Below are 19162 nucleotides of genomic sequence, written 5' to 3' on the forward strand. Positions count from 1 at the left end.
CACGGAGCAACCGGATGAAGCGCCACCTCATCTCGGCCGCCGACCTCTCGCGCGACGACGCCGTCCTGATCCTCGACACCGCCGAGGAACTGGCCCGGCTCGCCGACCGGCCGATCAAGAAACTGCCGACCCTGCGCGGCCGTACCGTCGTCAACCTCTTCTTCGAGGACTCCACCCGCACCCGCATCTCCTTCGAGGCGGCCGCCAAGCGGCTGTCCGCCGACGTCATCAACTTCTCCGCCAAGGGCTCCTCGGTCTCCAAGGGCGAGTCCCTGAAGGACACCGCGCTCACCCTGGAGGCGATGGGCGCCGACGCCGTGGTGATCCGCCACCACGCCTCCGGCGCCCCGCACCGGCTCGCCACCTCCGACTGGATCAACGGCGCCGTGGTGAACGCGGGCGACGGCACCCATGAGCACCCCACCCAGGCGCTGCTCGACGCCTTCACCATGCGCCGCCATCTGATCCCGGACGCCTCCGGCGTCGGACAGGACCTGGCCGGCCGCCGGGTCACGATCGTCGGCGACATCCTGCACAGCCGGGTGGCCCGCTCCAACGTCCATCTGCTGGCCACCCTGGGCGCCGAGGTCACGCTGGTCGCCCCGCCGACGCTGGTCCCCTTCGGCGTGGAGAGCTGGCCCTGCGAGGTCTCCTACGACCTGGACGCGGTGGTCGGCAAGACCGACGCCGTGATGATGCTGCGCGTCCAGCGCGAGCGGATGAACGCCGCGTTCTTCCCCACCGAGCGGGAGTACGCCCGCCGCTACGGCCTGAACGGCGACCGCATGGCGCGGATGCCGGAGCACGCCATCGTGATGCACCCCGGCCCCATGAACCGCGGTATGGAGATCACCGCGCAGGTCGCGGACTCCGACCGCTGCACCGCCGTCGAGCAGGTCGCCAACGGCGTCTCGATCCGCATGGCCGTCCTGTATCTGCTGCTCGGCGGGAACGAGTCCGCCGCCACCGCCCGCACCGAGGAGAGCAAGTGACCATGAGCGACACCCACAAGACGCTGCTTCGCGGGGCGAAGGTGCTCGGCGGCGAGCCGCGGGACGTGCTGATCGAGGGGGAGCGCATCGCCGCGGTCGGCACCGGGCTGGACGCGGACGGCGCCACCGTGATCGACGTCGCCGGGCAGATCCTGCTGCCGGGCCTGGTCGATCTCCACACCCATCTGCGCGAGCCCGGCCGGGAGGACTCCGAGACGGTCCTCACCGGCACCCGGGCCGCCGCGGTCGGCGGTTTCACCGCGGTCCACGCCATGGCCAACACCTTCCCGGTCGCGGACACCGCGGGCGTCGTGGAGCAGGTGTGGCGGCTGGGCAGGGAGTCCGGCTACTGCGACGTCCAGCCGGTGGGCGCGGTGACCGTGGGCCTGGAGGGCAAGAAGCTCGCCGAGCTGGGCGCGATGCGCGACTCCGCCGCCGGGGTGCGGGTCTTCTCCGACGACGGCAAGTGCGTGGACGACGCGGTGATCATGCGCCGCGCGCTGGAGTATGTGAAGGCGTTCGACGGCGTCATCGCCCAGCACGCCCAGGAGCCCCGGCTCACCGAGGGCGCCCAGATGAACGAGGGCATCGTCTCCGCCGAGCTGGGCCTGGGCGGCTGGCCGGCCGTCGCCGAGGAGTCGATCATCGCCCGCGATGTGCTGCTCGCCGCGCACGTCGGCTCCCGGGTGCACATCTGCCATCTGTCCACCGCGGGCTCGGTCGAGATCGTCCGCTGGGCCAAGTCCAAGGGCTGGAACGTCACCGCCGAGGTCACCCCGCACCATCTGCTGCTCACCGACGAGCTCGTACGCTCCTACGACCCCGTCTACAAGGTGAACCCGCCGCTGCGCACCGAGGCCGATGTGATGGCGCTGCGCGAGGCGCTCGCCGACGGCACCATCGACTGCGTGGCCACCGACCACGCCCCGCATCCGCGCGAGGACAAGGACTGCGAGTGGGGCGCCGCGGCCATGGGCATGGTGGGTCTGGAGACGGCGCTGTCCGTGGTCCAGCACACCATGGTCGACACCGGGCTGCTGGACTGGACGGGCGTCGCCGACCGGATGTCGGTGCGGCCCTCGGCCATCGGTCGCCTGACCGGCCATGGCCGCCCGATCGCCGCCGGGGAGCCCGCGAACCTCACCCTGCTCGACTCCGCTTACCGTGGTGTGGTGAACCCCGCGGGCTTCGCCTCCCGCAGCCGCAACACCCCCTACGAGGGCCGCGAACTGCCGGGCCGCGTGACGTACACCTTCCTGCGGGGCCGGGCGACGGTTGTGGACGGGAAGCTGGCGTGACATCTCTGAACCATCCGGTGGCGGGCCTCGCGGGATTCGCGGGCCTCGCCGCCGAGCAGAAATCGCAGGACGTGACGGACTGGGCCGCCCGGATCGGCTGGGTCGTCGGGCTGCTGCTGGTCATCGCGCTGGTCTACTGGCTGATGCGCGAGGGCTGGAAGTGGCGCGGCACCCTCCAGGGCGACCTCCCCGAGCTGCCCCAGGCCCCGTCCGACCCCGGTGACCCCAAGCTCAGGATGAGCGGCCGGTACCACGGCTCCACCACCGCCGGGCAGTGGCTGGACCGGATCGTCGCCCATGGGCTGGGCACCCGCAGCCGGGTCGAGCTCACCCTCACCGATCAGGGCGTGAGCGTCGTACGGCCGGGCGCCCAGGACTTCTTCATCCCCGCCGCCGAGCTGCGCGGCGCCCGGCTCGACAAGGGCATCGCGGGCAAGGTCCTCGCCGAGGGCGGGCTGCTGGTGATCACCTGGCAGCTCGGCGAGAAGCTGATCGACTCGGGCTTCCGCTCCGACCACGCCGCCGAGCACCCCGCCTGGGTCGATGCCCTCACCCCCCTGAACCACACAGACCAGAGCGACCAGAACAACCTCAGCAACCAGACGGAAGGCGCCGAACGATGACGACCTCCACCCGGGGCGCCAGCGCCCCTGCCGTACTCGTCCTGGAGGACGGCCGCACCTTCCGCGGCCGGGCCTACGGGGCCGTGGGGGAGACCTTCGGCGAGGCCGTGTTCTCCACCGGAATGACCGGCTACCAGGAGACCCTGACCGACCCCTCCTACCACCGCCAGGTCGTCGTGATGACCGCCCCGCACATCGGGAACACCGGCGTCAACGACGAGGACCCGGAGTCCCAGCGCATCTGGGTCTCCGGCTATGTGGTGCGCGACCCGGCCCGTACGCCCTCCAACTGGCGCTCCCGCCGCTCGCTCGACGAGGAGCTCACCGCCCAGGGCGTCGTCGGCATCAGCGGGATCGACACCCGCGCCCTCACCCGCCATCTGCGCGAGCGCGGCGCCATGCGCGTGGGCATCTTCTCCGGCGAGGCCATCGCCGAGGACGCCACGCTGCTCGCGAAGGTGCAGGCCGCCCCGCAGATGAAGGGCGCCGACCTCAGCGGCGAGGTCGCCACCGCCGAGACCTACGTCGTCCCGGCGATCGGCACCAAGAAATTCACCGTCGCCGCGATCGACCTGGGCATCAAGGGCATGACCCCGCACCGGATGGCCGAACGCGGCATCGAGGTGCACGTCCTGCCCGCGACCGCCACCGCCGAGGACATCTACGCGGTGGGCCCGGACGGGGTCTTCTTCTCCAACGGCCCGGGCGATCCGGCCACCGCCGACCACCCCGTCTCCCTGATGCGGGCCGTGCTGGAGCGCTCCACGCCGCTGTTCGGCATCTGCTTCGGCAACCAGATCCTCGGCCGCGCGCTCGGCTTCGGCACCTTCAAGCTGAAGTACGGCCACCGCGGGATCAACCAGCCGGTGCAGGACCGCAGCACCGGCAAGGTGGAGGTCACCGCCCACAACCACGGCTTCGCCGTGGACGCCCCGCTCGACGCGCCGTCCGACACCCCCTTCGGCCGCGCCGAGGTCTCCCATGTCTGCCTCAACGACAACGTGGTCGAGGGGCTGCGGCTGCTCGACCGCCCCGCGTTCAGCGTCCAGTACCACCCCGAAGCCGCCGCAGGTCCGCATGACGCCGCGTACCTTTTCGACCGCTTCGTGTCCCTGATGGAGGGCCAGCGTGCCTAAGCGCACCGACATCCAGTCCGTCCTGGTCATCGGCTCCGGCCCGATCGTCATCGGCCAGGCCGCCGAGTTCGACTACTCCGGCACCCAGGCGTGCCGGGTGCTGAAGTCCGAGGGCCTGCGGGTCATCCTGGTCAACTCCAACCCGGCCACGATCATGACCGACCCGGAGATCGCCGACGCCACCTATGTCGAGCCGATCACCCCGGAGTACGTCGAGAAGATCATCGCCAAGGAGCGCCCCGACGCGCTGCTGCCCACCCTCGGCGGCCAGACCGCGCTCAACACCGCCATCTCCCTCCACCAGGCGGGCACCCTCGACGAGTACGGTGTCGAGCTGATCGGCGCCAATGTCGAGGCGATCCACAAGGGCGAGGACCGCGACCAGTTCAAGACGGTCGTCGAGGCCGTCCACGCCAAGATCGGCCACGGAGAGTCCGCCCGCTCGGTCATCTGCCACTCCATGGACGACATCCTCGCGGGCGTCGAGCAGCTCGGCGGCTACCCCGTCGTGGTCCGCCCCTCCTTCACCATGGGCGGCGCGGGCTCCGGCTTCGCCCACGACGAGGACGAGCTGCGCCGTATCGCCGGCCAGGGCCTGGCCCTCTCGCCGACCACCGAGGTGCTCCTGGAGGAGTCCATCCTCGGCTGGAAGGAGTACGAGCTGGAGCTGATGCGCGACCGCAACGACAACGTCGTGGTCGTCTGCTCCATCGAGAACTTCGACCCCATGGGCGTGCACACCGGTGACTCGATCACCGTGGCCCCGGCGATGACGCTCACCGACCGCGAGTACCAGATCCTGCGGGACATCGGCATCGCCGTCATCCGCGAGGTCGGCGTCGACACCGGCGGCTGCAACATCCAGTTCGCGGTCAACCCCGAGGACGGCCGGGTCATCGTCATCGAGATGAACCCGCGCGTCTCCCGCTCCTCGGCGCTCGCCTCCAAGGCCACCGGCTTCCCCATCGCCAAGATCGCCGCCCGGCTGGCCGTCGGCTACACCCTCGACGAGATCCCCAACGACATCACCGAGCAGACCCCGGCATCCTTCGAGCCCACGCTCGACTACGTCGTGGTCAAGGTGCCGCGCTTCGCCTTCGAGAAGTTCCCGGTCGCCGACGCCCGGCTCACCACCACCATGAAGTCGGTCGGCGAGGCCATGGCCATCGGCCGCAACTTCACCGAGGCGCTGCAGAAGGCGCTGCGCTCGCTGGAGAAGAAGGGCAGCCAGTTCGACTTCACCGGGGAGCCCGGGAACAAGTCCGAGCTGCTGACCAAGGCCGCCGTCCCGACCGACGGGCGGATCAACACCGTGATGGGGGCGATCCGCGCCGGGGCCACCCAGCAGGAGGTCTTCGACGCCACCCGGATCGACCCGTGGTTCGTGGACCAGCTCTTCCTGATCAACGAGATCGCGGACGAGGTCGCCGCCGCCGACAAGCTCGGCCCCGAGCTGCTCGCCGAGGCCAAGCGGCACGGCTTCTCCGACGCCCAGATCGCGGGGATCCGCTCGCTGCGCGAGGACGTGGTCCGCGAGGTGCGGCACGCGCTGGGCATCCGGCCCGTCTACAAGACGGTCGACACCTGCGCCGCCGAGTTCGCCGCCAGGACCCCGTACTTCTACTCCTCCTACGACGAGGAGTCCGAGGTCGCCCCGCGCGAGACCCCCGCGGTGATCATCCTCGGCTCGGGCCCCAACCGCATCGGCCAGGGCATCGAGTTCGACTACTCCTGCGTCCACGCCTCCTTCGCGCTGCACGACGCGGGCTATGAGACCGTCATGGTCAACTGCAACCCGGAGACCGTCTCCACCGACTACGACACCTCCGACCGGCTCTACTTCGAGCCGCTCACCCTGGAGGACGTGCTGGAGATCGTCCACGCGGAGCAGCAGGCGGGCCCGGTCGCCGGTGTGATCGTCCAGCTCGGCGGCCAGACCCCGCTGGGCCTCGCCCAGGCGCTCAAGGACAACGGCGTGCCGATCGTCGGCACCTCGCCCGAGGCGATCAACCTCGCCGAGGAGCGCGGCGCCTTCGGCCGGGTGCTCACCGAGGCCGGGCTGCCCGCGCCCAAGTACGGCACCGCCTTCTCCTTCGGGCAGGCCAAGGGCATCGCCGCCGAGATCGGCTACCCGGTCATGGTCCGCCCCTCCTACGTCCTCGGCGGCCGCGGCATGGAGATCGTCTACGACGAGCCCTCGCTCGCCGCGTACCTGGAGCGGCACGCCGGGCTGATCTCCGAGCACCCCGTGCTCATCGACCGCTTCCTCGACGACGCCATAGAGATCGACGTGGACGCGCTCTACGACGGCGAGGAGCTCTACCTCGGCGGCGTCATGGAGCACATCGAGGAGGCCGGGATCCACTCCGGCGACTCGGCCTGCGCCCTGCCCCCGATCACCCTCGGCGGCTTCGACATCAAGCGGCTGCGCGCCTCGACCGAGGCCATCGCGCGCGGTGTGGGCGTCCGCGGGCTGATCAACATCCAGTTCGCGCTGGCCGGGGACATTCTGTACGTATTGGAGGCGAACCCGCGCGCCTCCCGTACCGTCCCCTTCACCTCCAAGGCCACCGCCGTACCGCTGGCCAAGGCCGCCGCCCGGATCTCGCTGGGCGCCACCGTCGCCGAGCTGCGCGCCGAGGGACTGCTGCCCTCCAGCGGCGACGGCGGCACGCTGCCGCTGGACGCGCCGATCTCCGTCAAGGAGGCCGTGATGCCGTGGTCGCGGTTCCGGGACGCCTCCGGGCGCGGGGTGGACACCATCCTCGGCCCGGAGATGCGCTCGACCGGTGAGGTCATGGGCATCGACTCGGTCTTCGGCGCGGCCTACGCCAAGTCGCAGGCCGGGGCGTACGGCGCGCTGCCGACCAAGGGGCGCGCGTTCGTCTCCGTCGCCAACCGCGACAAGCGTTCGATGATCTTCCCGGCCCGGGAGTTGGTCGGCCTCGGCTTCGAGCTGCTGGCCACCTCGGGCACGGCGGAGGTGCTCAAGCGCAACGGAATCAACGCGACCGTGGTGCGCAAGCACAGCGAGGGCGAGGGCCCGAACGGCGAGAAGACCATCGTCCAGCTCATCCACGAGGGCGAGGTCGACCTGATCGTCAACACCCCGTACGGCACCGGGGGGCGGCTCGACGGCTATGACATCCGTACGGCGTCCGTCGCCCGCGGGGTGCCCTGCCTGACCACCGTCCAGGCGCTCGCGGCCGCCGTCCAGGGCATCGAGGCACTGGGCCGGGGAGCGGTCGGCGTCCGATCGCTCCAGGAACACGCGGAACATCTGACCGCCGCCCGCGAGGAGTGAGGCGAGGGAGGGGGACACCGGCCGGTGTCCCCCTCTTCATGAGCCCACCCCTTCGCTTCCGCTCAGAAAGCCCCTCATGTACGCGCTCCTGTTCAACCTGATCTTCCGGCGTATGGACCCCGAGAAGGCCCATCACCTGGCCTTCTCCTGGATCCGGCTGGCCGCCCGCGTCCCCGTTCTGCGGACGTTCGCCGCCGCCGTCCTCGCCCCCCGCCACCCGGCGCTGCGCACCGAGGCGCTGGGCCTGCGGATGCACGGGCCCTTCGGGCTCGCCGCCGGATTCGACAAGAACGCCGCCGGAATCGACGGCATGGCCATGCTGGGCTTCGACCATGTCGAGATCGGCACGGTCACCGCCCAGCCGCAGCCCGGCAACCCCAAGCGGCGGCTCTTCCGGCTGGTCGCCGACCGGGCCCTGATCAACCGGATGGGCTTCAACAACGAGGGCTCGGCGGCGGTCGCGGCCCGCCTCGCCTCCCGGCGCCCGGCCTTCGTCACGACGCTCGGCGTCAACATCGGCAAGACCAAGGTCGTCCCGGAGGCGGAGGCCGTCGCCGACTATGTGACCTCCACCGAGCGGCTCGCCGCCCACGCCGACTACCTCGTCGTCAACGTCTCTTCGCCCAATACCCCCGGACTGCGGAATCTCCAGGCCGTGGACCATCTGCGGCCGCTGCTGACCGCGGTCCGCGAGGCCGCGGACCGTACGGTCACCGATCGCCGGGTGCCACTTCTGGTCAAAATCGCGCCGGATCTCGCCGACGAGGACGTGGACGCGGTCGCCGATCTGGCGGTCGAGCTCGGCCTGGACGGCATCATCGCCACGAACACGACCATCGCGCGCGACGGCCTCGGCCTCACGTCCGACTCGCGGCTCACCGCCGAGACCGGCGGCCTGTCCGGCGCCCCCCTCAAGGCGCGCTCCCTGGAGGTGCTGAGCCGTCTGTACGCCCGTGTGGGGGACCGGCTGACCCTCGTCGGGGTCGGCGGGATCGAAACCGCGGAGGACGCCTGGGAGCGGATTCTGGCCGGTGCCACGCTGGTGCAGGGCTACAGCGCCTTCATCTACCGCGGGCCGTTCTGGGCCCGCGAGATCCACAGCGGTCTCGCCGCGCGGCTCGCCGCGTCCAAGTTCGACACTTTGGCCGACGCGGTCGGCGCCGATGCCGCCTCCGCGTAACGCCTCCGGCGGTGTTGTTCCCCACCCCGCCCCTTCCCGAACCGGGGGCGAGCCCCCGGGCCCCCGCCGGGCCCCCGCCGGGGCTCCGCCCCGGACCCCGCTCCTCAAACTCCCCCAGCTACCGCTGGGAGGTGCCCCCTGAGGGGCTGGGAGGTGCCGGAGGGGCTGAATTTCCTGAGGAGAGACTCATGACGACCCCCGCCCCCACCCCCTTCGGCGCGCGTCTGCGCCAGGCCATGGACGCCCGTGGCCCGCTGTGCGTCGGCATCGACCCGCACGCCTCCCTGCTCGCCGACTGGGGCCTGGGGGACGATGTCGCGGGGCTCGAGCGGTTCACGAGGACCGTCGTGGAGGCCCTCGCCGAGCGGGTCGCCGTCCTCAAGCCGCAGTCGGCCTTCTTCGAGCGGTTCGGCTCCCGCGGCATCGCGGTGCTGGAGCGGGCCGTCGCCGACGCCCGGGCCGCCGGGGCGCTGGTGCTGATGGACGCCAAGCGCGGCGATATCGGGTCGACCATGGCCGCGTACGCCTCCGCCTATCTGGATCCGGCCGGCCCGCTGTTCTCGGACGCGGTCACCGTCAGCCCCTACCTCGGCTTCGGCTCGCTGCGCCCGGCGCTGGACGCGGCGCGGGCGTCGGGGGCGGGCGTCTTCGTGCTGGCGCTGACCTCCAACCCGGAGGGCACCGAGGTGCAGCACGCGGTACGGCCCGACGGTTCGACCGTCGCGGCCACCGTGCTGAGGGCGCTCAAGGCCGAGAACGCGGCCGAGGCCGCCGAGGGCCGCCTCGGCTCGTACGGGGCGGTCGTCGGCGCGACGCTGGGCAGGGCGCCGGAGGAGGCGTGCGTCGATCTGACGATCGACGGGCCGCTGCTGGCCCCCGGCATCGGCGCCCAGGGCGCGACCCCCGCCGATCTTCCGGCGGTCTTCGGCCCGGCGATCAAAAATGTCGTTCCGAGCGTCAGCAGAGGGGTGCTCCGGCACGGTCCGGACGCCGCGTCGCTGGTCGCGGCGGCCTCCCGAATGGCTGAGGAAGTGCGTGCCGTGGCCGAATAACCCGGCTACTTTGTCTGTAAATGTCCGAGTCGAGCGAGTCTGACCAGGACTTTTCGTCTGTTCTCGCTGACTGGAGCGGGATCGGCCGCTAGTCTCCGACGAGAGCGAACGCGCTGCTGCGTTGCGCGTTGCTCCCCAGGTGAGGGGCGACTAGGTTCCTCACCGGTCCATATCCGACAGTTCGACATCCGAGGTGACGTAGGCGTGGCTCTTCCGCCCCTTACCCCTGAACAGCGCGCAGCCGCGCTCGAAAAGGCCGCCGCGGCTCGCCGGGAGCGCGCCGAGGTCAAGAATCGACTCAAGCACTCCGGCGCATCCCTGCACGAGGTCATCAAGCAGGGCCAGGAGAACGACGTCATCGGCAAGATGAAGGTGTCCGCTCTCCTCGAGTCCCTGCCCGGCGTCGGCAAGGTCCGCGCCAAGCAGATCATGGAGCGGCTCGGCATCTCCGAGAGCCGTCGTGTGCGGGGTCTGGGTTCCAACCAGATCGCGTCACTCGAGCGTGAGTTCGGCGGCGCCGCCGGCTGACGCGGCCCGGCGTTTCCAGGCACTCCCGGGAACCTGGATAATCGCTCCATGGCAGCACACTCCGCACGACCGCGACTGACCGTGCTCTCCGGCCCCTCAGGGGTCGGTAAGAGCACGGTCGTCGCTCATATGCGCAAAGAACATCCCGAGGTCTGGCTCTCGGTCTCCGCCACGACCCGCCGACCGCGCCCCGGCGAGCGGGACGGCGTCCACTATTTCTTCGTGGACGACGGGGAGTTCGACAAGCTCATAGCCAATGGTGAGCTGCTGGAGTGGGCCGAATTCGCGGGCAACCGCTACGGCACCCCGCGCGAGGCGGTCATGGACCGGCTCGGTGCGGGCGAGCCGGTGCTGCTGGAGATCGATCTGCAGGGCGCACGGCAGATCCGCGAGTCCATGCCGGAGGCGCAGCTGGTCTTCCTCGCGCCGCCGAGCTGGGAGGAGCTGGTGCGCCGGCTCACCGGCCGGGGCACCGAGGCGCCCGAGGTCATCGAGCGGCGCCTGGAGGCCGCCCGGACCGAGCTGGCTGCCGAGTCCGAGTTCGATACGACCTTGGTCAATACCTCCGTCGAGGACGTGGCAAATGAGCTGCTAGCCTTGATGCGAGTGGCTTGATCTTCGATTCACTCTTGCCGTGAGGCGTAATAAGGAAGGCTAGAGAGTGTCCTCTCCCATGACCGCGCCCGAGGGGATCATCAACCCTCCGATTGATGAGCTGCTCGAGGCCACCGACTCCAAGTACAGCCTGGTGATCTACGCGGCCAAGCGCGCGCGGCAGATCAACGCGTACTACTCCCAGCTTGGCGAGGGCCTGCTCGAGTACGTCGGTCCCCTCGTGGACACCCACGTCCACGAGAAGCCCCTCTCGATCGCACTCCGCGAGATCAACGCGGGCCTGCTGACCTCCGAGGCCATCGAGGGCCCGGCCCAGTAGGTTTCGATCGCTTCACCCACGGCCCGGCAGTGACTGCCGGGCTCGTGGTGTGTCATGGGTACGTGGCGCGACCCGGCGTACCGTGATTGGACGTACGACGGACGACGTACCCGGTGGGGAGCCGAGCGATGGACAAGCCCAAAGTGGTCCTGGGCGTCAGTGGCGGGATCGCCGCCTACAAGGCGTGCGAGCTGCTGCGCCGCCTCACCGAGTCCGGCCATGACGTACGCGTCGTGCCGACCGCCTCGGCGCTGCACTTCGTCGGCGAGGCGACCTGGTCGGCGCTGTCCGGGCATCCGGCGGCGACCGAGGTGTGGGACTCCGTCCACGAGGTGCCGCACGTCCGCATCGGCCAGTCCGCCGATCTGGTCGTGATCGCCCCCGCCACCACCGATCTGCTCGCCAAGGCCGCCCATGGCCTGGCGGACGATCTGCTCACCAATACGCTGCTCACCGCGCGCTGCCCGGTCGTCTTCGCGCCCGCGATGCACACCGAGATGTGGGAGCACCCCGCCACCCGGGAAAACGTGGCGACCCTGCGCCGCCGCGGCGCGGTCGTCATCGAACCCGCCGTGGGGCGGCTCACCGGTGTGGACACCGGCAAGGGGCGGCTGCCGGACCCCGGGGAGATCTTCGAGGTCTGCCGCCGGGTGCTGGCCCGTGGCGCCGAGGCGCACACCACCGATCTGGCCGGCCGCCATGTCGTGGTGAGCGCCGGGGGCACCCGCGAGCCGCTGGACCCGGTGCGCTTCCTCGGCAACCGCTCCACCGGCCGGCAGGGGTACGCCCTGGCCCGTGCCGCCGTCGCCCGGGGCGCGCGCGTGACTCTTGTCTCGGCCAACAGCGAGCTGCCCGACCCGGCCGGTGCCGATGTGGTGCGCGCGGGCACCGCCGCGCAGCTACGGGAGGCCGTGCTCAAGGCCGCCGCGGACGCCGACGCCGTGGTGATGGCCGCCGCCGTCGCCGACTTCCGCCCCGCGCACTACGCCGAGGGAAAGATCAAGAAGCGCGACGGCCAGGAGCCCGAGCCGATCGCCCTGGTACGGAATCCGGACATCCTCGCGGAGATTTCCGCGGAGCGCGCCCGCCCCGGCCAGATCGTGGTCGGCTTCGCCGCCGAAACCGACGAGGTGCTCGCCAACGGCCGCGCCAAGCTCGCCCGCAAGGGCTGCGATCTGCTGGTGGTGAACGAAGTCGGCGAGCACAAGACCTTCGGCGCCGAGACCAACGAGGCCGTGGTGCTCGGCGCCGACGGCACCGAGACGCCCGTGCCGTACGGCCCCAAGGGCGCGCTCGCCGACACCGTCTGGGACCTGGTGGCCGGCCGCCTGGGATGAGCCCGGCCCGGGCGTCCGCCGGGGCCCGGCGGGCCTCATGCAGAGCCCGGCGGACGCCCTCGGCGGGGTCCGTACTGCGGCCGATCGGGCTCATGACACGTGCCTGCCACGGCGGGGTGGGGCTGTATTTCGGCTTGAGGCAAGGTATGTTCCCGGTCACGGGCCTGCCCGTTCTGTGGGACGGGGATGCTTGACCGGTGGACGTGCCGGATAAACTGGCCCAGGAACCGCACCGGGCGCAGCTCCCGAGCGGTCCGACCATGATCAGCCAGCAGCCGCTGCAACCCCAGGGAGCGATGTGTCCCGCCGCCTGTTCACCTCGGAATCCGTGACCGAGGGTCACCCCGACAAGATCGCTGACCAGATCAGCGACACCATCCTCGATGCCCTTCTCAAGGAGGACCCGACCTCCCGGGTCGCCGTCGAGACGTTGATCACCACCGGCCTGGTGCATGTGGCCGGCGAGGTGACCACCAAGGCGTACGCCCCGATCGCGGCGCTGGTGCGGAACAAGATCCTCGACATCGGCTACGACTCGTCGAAGAAGGGCTTCGACGGCGCCTCCTGCGGCGTCTCGGTGTCGATCGGCTCACAGTCCCCCGACATCGCCCAGGGTGTGGACTCCGCCTACGAGCTCCGGGTCGAGGGCGATGAGGACGAGCTGGACAAGCAGGGCGCGGGCGACCAGGGCCTGATGTTCGGGTACGCCTGCGACGAGACGCCCGAGCTGATGCCGCTGCCGATCAACCTGGCACACCGGCTCTCCCGCCGACTGTCCGACGTCCGCAAGAACGGGACCATCCCCTACCTGCGCCCCGACGGCAAGACCCAGGTCACCATCGAGTACGACGGCCACAAGGCGGTCCGCCTGGACACCGTCGTCGTCTCCTCGCAGCACGCCTCCGACATCGACCTGGACTCGCTGCTGGCGCCCGACATCCGCGAATTCGTGGTCGAGCACGTGCTGAACGAGCTGGTCGAGGACGGCATCAAGCTCGACACCGAGGGCTACCGCCTGCTGGTCAACCCGACCGGGCGCTTCGAGATCGGCGGCCCGATGGGCGACGCCGGCCTCACCGGCCGCAAGATCATCATCGACACCTACGGCGGCATGTCCCGCCACGGCGGCGGCGCCTTCTCCGGCAAGGACCCCTCCAAGGTCGACCGCTCCGCCGCCTACGCCATGCGCTGGGTCGCCAAGAACGTGGTGGCCGCCGGCCTCGCGCAGCGTTGCGAGGTGCAGGTCGCGTACGCCATCGGCAAGGCCGAGCCGGTCGGCCTCTTCGTCGAGACCTTCGGCACCGCCGCGGTCGACGCCGAGAAGATCGAGAAGGCCATCTCCGAGGTCTTCGACCTCCGCCCGGCCGCGATCATCCGCGACCTCGACCTGCTGCGCCCGATCTACGCCCAGACCGCGGCGTACGGCCACTTCGGCCGTGAGATCCCCGACTTCACCTGGGAGCGCACCGACCGCGTCGACGCCCTCCGCGCGGCGGCGGGCCTGTAGGACCCCCGCTCGGCCACGGTTTCGGCGAAGGCCCGGACGCCCCTCGGCGTCCGGGCCTTCGCATGCCTCAGATGGCTTCGCCGTCAGGGTCGGGACTGTCGGCGTCGATATCCGTGTCCGGGTCAGGCGGAGGCAGGGGTTCGTCGAAGCGCTGCCTGACCTCCTCCGCGATGTCCGCATGGCCTTGTGCGTGCAGTGCGTCGGCGATCCGCCGCCCGAGCATCGCGCGACCGTCGGAGTCCTCTTCCAGCCTCAGCAGGTCCATCGCCCGCTCCAAGAGGTCCGTCACGCTCGCTTCTTCGAATGCACGTTCGGTTCGGAAGGGTCCGTCGTAGAACAGGTTGTGGGGCGAGAGCCGGCTGGCTGCCCATTCCGGCTCTCGTTCCGGCGGGAGATCGCCCAGGAGGTGTCGGTATCGTTCGGGGATCTCCGTGTTGTTCGCGGCGGATGACAGCTGCGCAAGGGGACCGATGAGGTTGACGGCCTTCTCGACATGGTCGTCGTTCTTCGCCATCCACCACACGACGGCGCTGCCGGGGTCCTTGAGTACGTCCTCACCGAGGTACGCGCGCTTATTGCGCTCGTAATTGCGCTCGTGCTCCCAGACCTCCTCGTCCTTGCGCACGGTCGAGAGCTTGTGCAGCCGCTCGATGTCCGCCTCGCTGAGCCTGAGCGTGACGTCCTCCGCCAGTGCCTTCACCCTCCCGGTCGAGTCGGCGGCCATTGTGCCGAGCGCTCCGTTGAGCTGGTGCTGAGCGAGCGAGCTCCGATGCGGAGGCTGCGTTGCGGTGATCCGCCGTGCCCGGTCGAGCACGGCGTCGACCGCGAGCGCGCTCGGGTTGACGTATGGAGCGTCGGGTGAGGAGCCACCCGGGCACCAGCGGACCGTGGCGGAGAACAGAAAGTCGTAGTCGGGCACGGCGCTGGGCAGCGCCACCTCGCTCACGACGCATTCCCAACGTTCCGGCTCAGGGATGGGCAGATCGGGCTCCAGCGTGCGGTCCGGGGGAATCGGCCCATGGGACGGGCCCGCCGCTCTGGCGGCCAGTGCCGAGGCTGTCAGGAGCAGAATGGCGACGATGGCCCAGATCCATAGGGGCCAGTTCATCAGCAGGCCGATGATGGCGAGGGCCAGCCCGCAGATGACGGTCAGGAAAGCCGTCATGGTCTTGTGGCCAGAGCTCATGGAACGCGCTCCTGGGTCTGGATGCCCTGGGCGGCATCGATCTTCTGTGCGAAGCGATGGGCGAGCTGGCGGTGCTCGGTCCCAACGGGGGGTGAGGCCGAGGCCCAGTTTCGTGAGATGACGTAGAGCCCGTTGAACGCATCGGTGCGCTGTTCGCAGGCGTCGACCAGCACGTCCAGCAGTGCCTCACGGTGTGTGGCTGTCGCACCCGCGGCGTCCAGCCACGCCTCCACAGGCGCCCGCCACACCTCACGCGGGTGTGCCCGGAGCGTGGCGGCCCAGCTCTTGGCGAGCAAGCTTCGTACCGCCACGCTGACGTAGAGAGCGCGCGTGCGGGATGCGGAGTCGGCGAGGGCCCTGAAGATCTCGGCGTCGATTGGATATCGCTCGATGTCGATGCGTTCCAGCAGCAGGCGGAACAGGCGCCCGTCACTCCGCGCGAGGGTGAGCAGTTCGTCTTTGGCTTGAGACTTGGCGGCTTCTCCCTCCCGCCGGGCCAAGTGATGCAGGCGTACCAAGGCCTGGTCGGGGTGACGCACGGACATCACCTTGGAGCAGACAGTAATGAGGGCGTGTCTCCGCCACTTGGGCAGATTGGCGATGAGCGACGAATCGTAGATCTTTCGACGGAAGACATGGCCGTACCGGTCGTGTCGGAGTCCTTCAGCCAGAGCCTGGGTCGCGTCCGCCAGGACATCACCCGTGGAGTTCGGCCTGGTCCATTGCTCGGCCAACCACCACAGATCCTCTGGACGGTCCGTCTGCAGGGCCTGCTCCGCGAATCGCTTGATCAGCGCGGCGCGGGAGTCCTGGCCGAGCCAGTACACGCAGTCCCTTACCCACTGGCGGAAGCCGTCCCGTAAGTCCGGGAAGTACGTCCAGAAGTGGGCGCGGACGGCCGGGTCGTAGGCCCAGGTCCTGAAATGCACCCGACCATCCGGATCGGTGGTGGCTCCGATCTCGGTGAACTGTCGGGTCAGATCGGTGTGATTCAGCCGGGGGTCCTCGGGGGCCGGGTGGCCCACCACCCTGAGCAGAGAGGTGGCGCCACGGAGGACGGCGTCGGGTGTTGCCTCGTGGAACATGGCCACGGACAGGAGCAGGGCTCGTTGCCGCCCGTCCTCGTGGGAAGCCAAGAATGCCGCAACTTCGTCGCCGCGATTGTTGAGTGCGGCGAGGGCTTCCTTGGCCCACTGAACGAAGGTGTCGCCGGGATCACCGTCGTCCCTGGCGCGGCGTATGAGGTCGGCCAGTCTCGCGAGTTCCCCCGCTCCCGCCTTCGCCGTGTAGCGCTCCAGGCCCGGCGATGCCAGATCAGCGAGAGCGGGGTGGATGCCATCGACCCGCAGATGCCGCATGAGCAGATCATTTGCTTCTGGCCGCTCGATGTCGGCGGTGAACGCCAGGAAGTCGGTCCGTCGACTCTGCTCCGCCTGCTGGGGCAGCACGGTCACAAGTCGCGCGCCGCGCCGCTGTACCTGCGACCGGAAGCCGGAGAGTTCGTTCTGCACCGCGCTGTAGCGGATCTCATCGGTTTCGCAGAGGTCCAGCAGTATGCGGTCCCCCTCGCCGACAGCGTCGGGTCTCAGGAAGGGTGCCTCGTCCTCGCTATCGAGCTCATGGATCCCACCAGAGTCCTCGGTCAGCTGGTGCAGCAGCATGAGCGCCGCCGTCCGTCGGCCGCTGCCCGGTGGGCCGGAAAGCAGTACGGTGCCGTGCCGGAGCAGAAGGTCGCGAGCATGGGCGAACCCTTTCGGGGCGACGAAGCGCCGGGAGAGGCTGTCGAGCTGGTCCTGGGCGATGGTGTGTGGATCCTTGCCGCGGGCTCCCACCCGTGCCGAGGCGGCATAGATGATGTACTGATCGCCGTCGCCTGTGTGGGTGGGTGCATGGGATTCACGGACGTGTGTGCGCGTGGCCTCACGCATCACTCGTCGTCCTCGCGGCGACGCCTCGGCGAGTCGAATTCCTGATGGGTGTCCCCGTGATTGCCGAAGTTGTAGCCGTCACCGTGGAACTGCGACCCGTTGAGCTGGATCCCGCTGCCCGTGTGGAGGGGGCCGTTGGACTCCTGGACGAATGTTCCGACCGTTCCGTGCACGGTGCCGATCCCGCCGCGCTGGTCGTGGTTGCCCCCACCGGGCTCCGGGGCCGCCTTCCGCGTCGGTGCCCGCTTGTCGAGGTCCGCCAGCCGCGGTACCTGTGTGACGAGCCGGTCGGCCAGTCGGTCGATGTCGGTCCCCGGGCTGCGTAACGAGAACCGTTCGTACTGGCACTCGGCCAGCTTCCGTAGCGGCGTCGGCAGCCGGCGCGGGTCGAGCTGCTCCATTTTCCGTCCCAGGAGGACCGGAACGACGAGCACCCCGTGGGCGAACGCCTCCTCGATCTCCCGCCGCACCCAGTCCTTGGGGTTGTTCAGCGCCCGGCGTTCCGGTCGGTCGCGCTCCGGCGCGTCAAGCCACAGCTCGCCTATGAGCGCGAGCAGGACACTGCTCCGCTGAACGCCGCTCAACATGGTGTCGATGTAGTTGGCGCCGGGACCGATGGACTTGGTGGCACGGAATACACTTTCGGTCCCGAATCGTGCCGAGAGCTTCTCGTCGAAGATGAAGGCGGCTTCCTTCCCGTCCTTGGTGCGGTAGTTGAGAAACACTTCTTCCATGGCGCTGGGCCCTTCCTAAGCAGCTGTGGCGGTCAGAACGGCGGACAGGTCCGGGCTGAGAGAGCGGACCGAGGCGTTTCGCGGATGGCGTCCCAGGACGCGGGCGAGACGGCGCAGGTCGGCTCCGATCGTCGCGGAGTGCACGAGCCCGACCGACCCGAGGAGGCCGCGTGTCAGCTCGCAGGCGTGGTCGATCTCCCCCGCCGTGGCATGGGCCAGAGCGAGCCGGACGCCGTACCGGGACCGGGAGCGCAGCGCGTGTCCCGCGAGCTTGGCCGTCTCCTGGCCCAGGGTCTCGGCGGCTTGCTGGGGCCGACCCAGCTCGTACAAGCACCAGCCGGTGAACATGGACACGACGTCGGTCAGCTGTGAGGTGCCGATCACCGGCGCGTCCTGCTCCCTGGCATCGAGGGCCAGCAGCTCACGGGCCTGATCCAAACTGCGCATACAGGCTCCGTAGTCTCCGGCCACGGCATGGCTCTGAGCCAGCTTCTGTGCGGCCAGGCCCTGGACACGCGGTGGTGCGTCGCTGTCCCGCGCGGCCTCGGCCAGCGCGATGGCCTTGGCCACGTCGCCTGCGAAGAGGCTGATCAGCGCGTGGCGGACGAGGCCGTACGTGGCGAGACCTTGGTCCTCGCACGCTGTGGCCAGTGCCACTGCCCGGTCGGTCCACCAGAGTGCGGCCTCGTCGTTCCCGGACTCCTGTGCCATCCAGCCCGTGTATTCGGCGTACCGGGACGCGAGTACCAGCAGCTCGCGGCGCGCGCGGGGGCCGGAACAGGAGGCCAACTGCTCCAGGGAATGGGTCTGGGCGATCAGCGACGGCAGCACCGCCCCTGGCCCCGCTGCCTGGCCGAGCTGCCGGAACTGGACGAATAACGCCTTGGAGGCGTCGACCAGGCTCATGCCGCCGGCCTCGGCCGACAGACGAATGCCATCGACTCCCATCGCGAGGAAGGAGGAAGCTCCCGCCGCGATGACCTGGCGGCGGTCCATCTGTTGGAAGGAGCTCGATCCGTTTTTGCCCAAGCGCATCAACCACACCTCACCGTCCTGGCTGGAATCCGGTACGGCGCGGGCTGCCGGAGCCTGGTTGGGCACCAGGTCGGCCAGCGCGCCTCCGGCCTTCAATTGCGTGTCACAGAGCCTGGCCAGCTCCGGTGTGGGGCGCTTGAGCCCCCGCTCCACCTTGCTCAGCTGGCCCTTGCTGTAGTGCACCAACTTGCTCAGCCGCTCCAGCGAAAGCTCCGCTGCGAGACGTCGCCTGCGTAGCTCTCGCCCGAACTCGTGCGACTGCTCCAGCACATCGACCTCCGTGACCGTCCACCGGAGCAGCCAGCGGCCATCGCGTGTCAGATTGCGGCCGGGCAGCACGATGGAACAAGGCGAAATGGGGGGTTTCCCGTTTCCTCTTGGCAGGGAA

At 69.9% G+C, this 19162-nt stretch carries 16 protein-coding genes; 12 read left to right on the plus strand and 4 right to left on the minus strand.

What is annotated here, in order from left to right; all coding sequences use genetic code 11:
• The first annotated feature begins 14 nt into the window (after positions 1 to 14).
• The 12 genes from J5X86_RS34280 (at position 15) to metK (ending at position 13891) form a co-directional block, all read left to right on the plus strand.
• A complete protein-coding gene (locus J5X86_RS34280) occupies positions 15 to 992 on the plus strand; it encodes an aspartate carbamoyltransferase catalytic subunit (RefSeq protein WP_208520589.1) in 978 nt (325 codons plus the stop codon).
• Positions 993 to 994: 2 nt separating this feature from the next.
• Positions 995 to 2290, plus strand: coding sequence for a dihydroorotase (locus J5X86_RS34285; RefSeq protein WP_208520590.1), 1296 nt, complete (start codon positions 995 to 997; stop codon positions 2288 to 2290).
• Positions 2287 to 2913: a hypothetical protein gene (locus J5X86_RS34290; protein ID WP_208520591.1), complete on the plus strand. Its 627-nt coding sequence runs from the start codon at positions 2287 to 2289 to the stop codon at positions 2911 to 2913. The genes J5X86_RS34285 and J5X86_RS34290 overlap by 4 nt, the downstream gene beginning before the upstream one ends.
• Positions 2910 to 4049 (plus strand): glutamine-hydrolyzing carbamoyl-phosphate synthase small subunit, encoded by a 1140-nt coding sequence (gene carA, locus J5X86_RS34295; protein WP_208520592.1) that lies wholly within the window; start codon positions 2910 to 2912, stop codon positions 4047 to 4049. The genes J5X86_RS34290 and carA overlap by 4 nt, the downstream gene beginning before the upstream one ends.
• Positions 4042 to 7353: a carbamoyl-phosphate synthase large subunit gene (carB, locus tag J5X86_RS34300; RefSeq protein ID WP_208520593.1), complete on the plus strand. Its 3312-nt coding sequence runs from the start codon at positions 4042 to 4044 to the stop codon at positions 7351 to 7353. Before carA ends, carB begins: the two co-directional genes overlap by 8 nt.
• Before the next feature lie 76 nt (positions 7354 to 7429).
• Positions 7430 to 8533, plus strand: coding sequence for a quinone-dependent dihydroorotate dehydrogenase (locus J5X86_RS34305; protein ID WP_208520594.1), 1104 nt, complete (start codon positions 7430 to 7432; stop codon positions 8531 to 8533).
• A gap of 188 nt (positions 8534 to 8721) precedes the next feature.
• Complete coding sequence (pyrF, locus tag J5X86_RS34310; protein ID WP_208520595.1) at positions 8722 to 9585, plus strand: orotidine-5'-phosphate decarboxylase; 864 nt, start codon at positions 8722 to 8724, stop codon at positions 9583 to 9585.
• 204 nt (positions 9586 to 9789) lie between these two features.
• Positions 9790 to 10113, plus strand: a complete 324-nt coding sequence (locus tag J5X86_RS34315; protein ID WP_009713618.1) for an integration host factor — start codon at positions 9790 to 9792, stop codon at positions 10111 to 10113.
• A 48-nt stretch (positions 10114 to 10161) separates the two neighbouring features.
• On the plus strand, positions 10162 to 10728 hold the full coding sequence (gene gmk / locus J5X86_RS34320; protein ID WP_078639846.1) for a guanylate kinase: 567 nt from the start codon (positions 10162 to 10164) through the stop codon (positions 10726 to 10728).
• A gap of 58 nt (positions 10729 to 10786) precedes the next feature.
• Positions 10787 to 11047, plus strand: a complete 261-nt coding sequence (rpoZ, locus tag J5X86_RS34325; protein WP_020867048.1) for a DNA-directed RNA polymerase subunit omega — start codon at positions 10787 to 10789, stop codon at positions 11045 to 11047.
• 128 nt (positions 11048 to 11175) lie between these two features.
• On the plus strand, positions 11176 to 12384 hold the full coding sequence (gene coaBC / locus J5X86_RS34330) for a bifunctional phosphopantothenoylcysteine decarboxylase/phosphopantothenate--cysteine ligase CoaBC (RefSeq protein ID WP_208520596.1): 1209 nt from the start codon (positions 11176 to 11178) through the stop codon (positions 12382 to 12384).
• Between the two features lie 298 nt (positions 12385 to 12682).
• Positions 12683 to 13891: a methionine adenosyltransferase gene (gene metK / locus J5X86_RS34335; RefSeq protein ID WP_014056270.1), complete on the plus strand. Its 1209-nt coding sequence runs from the start codon at positions 12683 to 12685 to the stop codon at positions 13889 to 13891.
• 67 nt (positions 13892 to 13958) lie between these two features.
• On the opposite strand, the gene J5X86_RS34340 is transcribed toward metK, so the two are convergent.
• From J5X86_RS34340 to J5X86_RS34355, 4 genes are read right to left on the minus strand one after another with little or no spacing between them, the layout of a single operon-like run.
• Positions 13959 to 15077, minus strand: a complete 1119-nt coding sequence (locus J5X86_RS34340) for a hypothetical protein (RefSeq protein ID WP_208520597.1) — start codon at positions 15075 to 15077, stop codon at positions 13959 to 13961.
• On the minus strand, positions 15074 to 17005 hold the full coding sequence (locus J5X86_RS34345; protein WP_208520598.1) for an ABC transporter substrate-binding protein: 1932 nt from the start codon (positions 17003 to 17005) through the stop codon (positions 15074 to 15076). The genes J5X86_RS34340 and J5X86_RS34345 overlap by 4 nt, the downstream gene beginning before the upstream one ends.
• Positions 17005 to 17739 (minus strand): toll/interleukin-1 receptor domain-containing protein, encoded by a 735-nt coding sequence (locus J5X86_RS34350; protein ID WP_208520599.1) that lies wholly within the window; start codon positions 17737 to 17739, stop codon positions 17005 to 17007. The genes J5X86_RS34345 and J5X86_RS34350 overlap by 1 nt, the downstream gene beginning before the upstream one ends.
• Before the next feature lie 15 nt (positions 17740 to 17754).
• Positions 17755 to 19044: a helix-turn-helix domain-containing protein gene (locus tag J5X86_RS34355; protein WP_208520707.1), complete on the minus strand. Its 1290-nt coding sequence runs from the start codon at positions 19042 to 19044 to the stop codon at positions 17755 to 17757.
• Between the last annotated feature and the right edge of the window lie 118 nt (positions 19045 to 19162).

Source organism: Streptomyces sp. NEAU-YJ-81 (assembly GCF_017592595.1).
Taxonomy (GTDB): domain Bacteria; phylum Actinomycetota; class Actinomycetes; order Streptomycetales; family Streptomycetaceae; genus Streptomyces; species Streptomyces hygroscopicus_B.